2 protein-coding genes and 2 pseudogenes are annotated in these 5,080 nt (G+C 68.2%); 1 reads left to right on the top strand and 3 read right to left on the bottom strand.

Annotated elements, in window-relative coordinates:
* The 3 genes and pseudogenes from ACFWPJ_RS24190 to aceE all read right to left on the bottom strand — a co-directional run.
* Window positions 1-267: pseudogene (locus ACFWPJ_RS24190) on the bottom strand (hypothetical protein); the annotation flags it as partial.
* A gap of 127 nt (window positions 268-394) precedes the next feature.
* Window positions 395-1,696 carry a PucR family transcriptional regulator gene (locus tag ACFWPJ_RS24185; RefSeq protein ID WP_378854675.1) on the bottom strand — a complete coding sequence of 434 codons (1,302 nt, stop codon included), beginning with the start codon at window positions 1,694-1,696 and terminating at the stop codon, window positions 395-397.
* A 44-nt stretch (window positions 1,697-1,740) separates the two neighbouring features.
* On the bottom strand, window positions 1,741-4,524 hold the full coding sequence (gene aceE, locus ACFWPJ_RS24180) for a pyruvate dehydrogenase (acetyl-transferring), homodimeric type (RefSeq protein WP_378854674.1): 2,784 nt from the start codon (window positions 4,522-4,524) through the stop codon (window positions 1,741-1,743).
* Between the two features lie 359 nt (window positions 4,525-4,883).
* Between aceE and ACFWPJ_RS24175 the strand changes: the two are divergent.
* A pseudogene (locus ACFWPJ_RS24175) lies at window positions 4,884-5,080 on the top strand (hypothetical protein); the annotation flags it as partial.

The raw sequence follows: 5,080 nt of genomic DNA, 5'->3' as shown, positions 1-5,080 counted from the left end.
GGGTGGGCGGGGGGGTTTGTAACCCCCCTCAATGGTGGGGGGGGGTTTGGGGGCCACCGCGCGCGGGGGGGGGCCCACGCCGCGCGGCTGGGTCACCGCGGTGTCGACGATCTCCTCGGCCGTCGCGGTGGTACCGAGACGGACCAGGTCGAGGCCGGCGGCCTTCGACCACAGCTCGAGGCGATCAGTCGCACCGGGAAGGGCGAGCCAGGGCGCGAGCATGCCGGGTGTCTGGGACCCCTGTCCAGGGGCGAACAACGCGATCACTCCCTAAGAAAACACTGTGACCCCCGCCGCATGAGATGTCGGCGCGAATGAAGCTTTCGGACGGGTTTTGTAGGGGTCCCACAAAATCCGAGGTGGGGTGTCCCGATCGACCGATTCCCCGATCTCGTTACAGGGGCTCGTAGCCCACTGGGGTAGGCGGGGTTTCTGTGACGGAGGGTGATGATTCGTTATGGGTTCGTGTCAAACGGCCCACTGTGGCTGCGATCCGGAGCACATACGCGTCTCGGGGATTCATGGGATCACGTCCGGTGATCTCGCCGATTCGTTTGAGACGGTACCGAACAGTATTTGGATGGACGTACAGCTGACGCGCGCACGTTTCTACTGCTCCACCACAATCCAGGTACGCGTCGAGTGTGTCGGACAACGAAGATCCGGCAGCAGCCAACGGGAGCACAAGATACTCGTTCAACGCCTCTATTGCAGCTCTATCGCCCAGCAGGGCCCGTTCCGGTAACAACTCCGCGGCGTGAACGGGCCTTGGCGCGGCCCGCCAGCCCACCACGGCCTCCATGCCGGCCAATGCCTCGATCGCGCTGGCGTGCGCGGCGCCCAGGGTGCGCATGGTCGGGCCGATCACCACCGGGCCCTCGGAGAACACGTCGGCGAGCAGGTCGGCGAGGAACGGCGAGGCGAAACCGGCGTCACCCAGGTGCCCGCTGACGACCATCACCAGCCGCGCACCCTGCACCACCGCCAGCGCGGCCCTGCCGTGCCTGGTCGCGATCGTGTGCACCGCGCCGACGGTCGACACGCCCTGGTCCGCGGGCGGCGTACCGACCAGCACGGTGGCGGGCGCAGTGGCGTCCCAGTTCAACGTGGCGGCCCGGGAGAGCATGTCGGGACCCGTGTCGCCGCGGACCACCGCGTCGACCACCAGGGCCTCCAGGCGGGTATCCCACGCGCCCCGGGATTCCGCCGCGCTCGCGTACACCGAGGCGGCCGCGAAACCGAGCTCACGCCCGTATCGCAGCACCGCCTCGGTGAGCGCGACCAGCTGACGATCGTTGCGCGCCAGCGCGGGCAGCCACTGCTCGAAGAAGTCCATGGCCACCCGCACCATGTCCACGGTCTGGCGCAGCGTTAGCCGCCGCGCCAGATCCTGCGGAATCACCTGGAACTGGTCCAGGCTGAAGCGGATATCGGAGTCGGGATCCTGCAACCACTCCAGGAAGTTCACGACCGCCGTCTGCACCAGCATCTGGACGCCCGCACGCTGCGCGGCGTCCAGATCGGCGAAGAACGGCAGCCGGTCCTGCATCGACGCCACCGCCTCGGTGGACAGCCGGCCCGAGAACTGCTTGACCCGCCTGAGCAGCGTGTCGGGCAGCGGATCACGGGTCTGCCGATTCGGGGACAGTGCCCCCGTCGGCAGATAGACCTCGTGCTCGCTGGTGCCCTCGGTGATCCGACGGGGCCGCGGCGGTTTGCGCTCCACAGTCCAATAGTCCGCTACGCGAGTTCCTCGCCTGCGTCCGCACTCGGCTTCGGCGCGGCGGAGACGTCGTCGATGCGGTATTTCGCCGCCGCTTCGACCGCCTTCGCCTTGTCCAGCGTGCCGTCCTTGACCAGGCCCTCGAGCACCGCGACCACGATCGACTGCGCGTCGACGTTGAACACCCGGCGGGCGGCCGGACGGGTGTCGGAGAAGCCGAACCCGTCGGTGCCCAGGGTGATGTAGTCGCCCGGCACCCACTGGCGGATCTGATCGGAGACCGCGCGCATCCAGTCCGTGGCGGCCACGACCGGGCCCTGCGTCGGCGCGAGCGCCTGGGTGACGTAGGGCACGCCCGGATCGGTGTCGGGGTGCTTGAGCGCCTGGATCTCCTTATCGAGGGCCTCCCTGCGCAGCTCGCCGAACGAGGTCACCGACCACACGTCGGCCGACACACCCCACTCCTGCGCCAGGATCTCCTGGGCGCGCAGACCGTCGGGCACGGTCACGCCGGAGACGAGGATCTGCGCGCGGATGCTGCCCTCACCACCACGCTGGTACAGGTACAGACCCTTCAGCAGGCCTTCGACGTCGAGGTCGTCCGGCTCGGCAGGCTGCTGGTAGGGCTCGTTGTACAGGGTGATGTAGTAGAAGATGTTCTCCCCGCCGAACGCGCCGTCCTCGGGCGGATTCGTGCCGGGCAGCTGGCTGTTCTCGGGAGTCACGCCGCCGTACATCCGGCGCAGGCCGTCACGCATGATGTGCGCGATCTCGAAGGAGAACGCCGGGTCGTAGGTCACCACGGCCGGGTTGGTCGACGCCAGCAGCAGCGACTGCCCGTCGTTGTGCTGCAGGCCCTCGCCGGTGAGCGTGGTGCGGCCCGCGGTGGCGCCGAGGACGAAACCGCGCGCCAGCTGATCGGCGGCGGCCCAGAAGCTGTCGCCGGTGCGCTGGAAGCCGAACATCGAATAGAAGATGTAGAGCGGGATCATCGGCTCGCCGTGGGTGGCGTAGGAGGTGCCCGCCGCGGTGAAGGTCGCGGTGGAACCGGCCTCGTTGATGCCCTCGTGCATGATCTGGCCGACGGTGCTCTCCTTGTAGGCGAGCATCAGTTCCGCGTCGACCGAGGTGTAGAGCTGGCCGTTGCGGTTGTAGATCTTCAGCGTCGGGAACCACGAGTCCATGCCGAAGGTGCGGGCCTCGTCGGGGATGATCGGCACGATGCGCTTGCCGATCTCCTTGTCGCGCAACAGGTCCTTGACCAGCCGGACAAGCGCCATCGTGGTGGCGATCTTCTGTTTGCCCGAGCCCTTGCGCACCGAGCGGTAGGCCTCGTCGCCGGGCAGCGTCAGCGGCTTGGCGGGCGAGCGGCGTTCCGGCACGAAACCGCCGAGCGACTGACGCCTGCTCAGCATGTACTGGATGGCCGGGTTGTCCATGCCGGGGTGGTAATACGGCGGCAGGTACGGATCCTTCTCCAGCTCGGCATCGGTGATCGGGATGCGCTGCAGATCGCGGAAGTCCTTGAGGTCCTGCAGCGCCAGCTTCTTCATCTGATGGGTGGCGTTGCGGCCCTCGAAGTGCTTGCCGAGGGTGTAGCCCTTGATCGTCTTGGCCAGGATCACCGTCGGCTGGCCCTTGTGCGCCATCGCCGCCGCGTAGGCCGCGTAGACCTTGCGGTAGTCGTGGCCACCGCGCTTGAGATTCCAGATCTCACTGTCGGACATGTGCTGGACCAGCGCCTTGGTGCGCGGGTCGCGGCCGAAGAAGTGATCACGCACGTAGGCGCCGTCGTTGGCCTTGTAGGTCTGGTAGTCACCGTCGGGGGTGGTGTTCATCAGGTTGACCAGCGCGCCGTCGCGGTCGGCGCCCAGCAGCGCGTCCCACTCGCGGCCCCAGACCACCTTGATGACGTTCCAGCCCGCGCCGCGGAAGAACGACTCCAGCTCCTGGATGATCTTGCCGTTGCCGCGCACCGGACCGTCGAGCCGCTGCAGGTTGCAGTTGATCACGAAGGTCAGGTTGTCGAGCGCCTCGTTGGCGGCCACCTGGATCAGGCCGCGCGACTCCGGTTCGTCCATCTCGCCGTCGCCCAGGAACGCCCAGACGTGCTGGTCGGAGGTGTCCTTGATGCCGCGATCATGCAGGTAGTGGTTGAAGCGCGCCTGGTAGATGGCGTTCATCGGGCCCAGGCCCATCGACACCGTCGGGAACTCCCAGAAGTCCGGCATCAACCGCGGGTGCGGGTACGACGGCAGGCCGTGGCCAGGTCCGCCGTGGCTGTATTCCTGCCGGAAACCGTCGAGCCGGTCGGTGCTGAGGCGGCCTTCGAGGAAGGCGCGCGCGTAGATGCCGGGCGAGGCGTGGCCCTGGATGTAGATGTGATCGCCACCGCCGGGATGGTCCTTGCCGCGGAAGAAGTGGTTGAAGCCCACCTCGTAGAGCGCGGCCGAGGACGCGTAGGTCGAGATGTGGCCACCAACGCCGATGCCGGGGCGCTGCGCGCGGTGCACCATGATCGCGGCGTTCCACCGGATCCAGGCGCGGTAGCGGCGCTCGACTTCCTCGTCACCGGGGAACCACGGCTCGTTCTCGGTGGGAATCGTGTTCACGTAGTCGGTCGAGGTGAGCGCCGGAATCGAGACGCGGCGCTCGCCCGCACGCTCGAGCAGCCGCAACATCAGGTAGCGGGCGCGGCCGGGGCCTTCGCGGTCGAGCATGTCGTCGAAGGATTCCAGCCATTCGCTGGTCTCCTCGGGGTCGATATCCGGAAGATACGACGCCACTCCCTCGCGGATCACCCGGACCCGCTCACCGGTCGGTCTGGTGGCGGACTCGGCGCGTGCGGCGGGTGCCGCCGCGGCGGGATCGTTCGCGGAATTCGCTGATACAGAGTGGATCAGGTCGGTCAAATCTGCTCCTCGTACTGGGGGCTGAACTGCTTGTTGGCGTCGCTATCCCCGGGCCTGCCCGCTTGGTGTGCGGGCCACCCGTCACACACGTTTCGGGCGCACCCCCATCCTTACCGAAAAGGTGGCGCAGGTCATCCCTCCCGGGCAGGTACTGGGCGGTATTTCCCTGGACCGCGAGGTGCCGGCGCCTTCGCAGATCCACTAGGTTTGGCTGTGGGAACCACGCGAGCGAGAGGGATCGGACAACGATGAGGCTGCTGGACGCGCGCCGGCTGGGACTGGCCTGTGCCGCTGTCGCCGTGACCGCGGGCATGGTCGTGGCCGGCTGCGCCGAGCAGGTGCCCGGCACGCCCACCCCCCCACCCCCCGCGGTCGCCCCGGACCACACCCCGGGCGCCCCCGCCTCCGCGGCCGCCCCCGCGCGACGACGCCACCCCCCCCCCCC

It is taken from the genome of Nocardia sp. NPDC058497, from assembly GCF_042720195.1.
In the GTDB taxonomy this organism is placed as follows: domain Bacteria; phylum Actinomycetota; class Actinomycetes; order Mycobacteriales; family Mycobacteriaceae; genus Nocardia.
The sequence above is the reverse complement of the archived record's forward strand: the minus strand, read 5'-3'. Positions and strand labels throughout refer to the sequence as shown.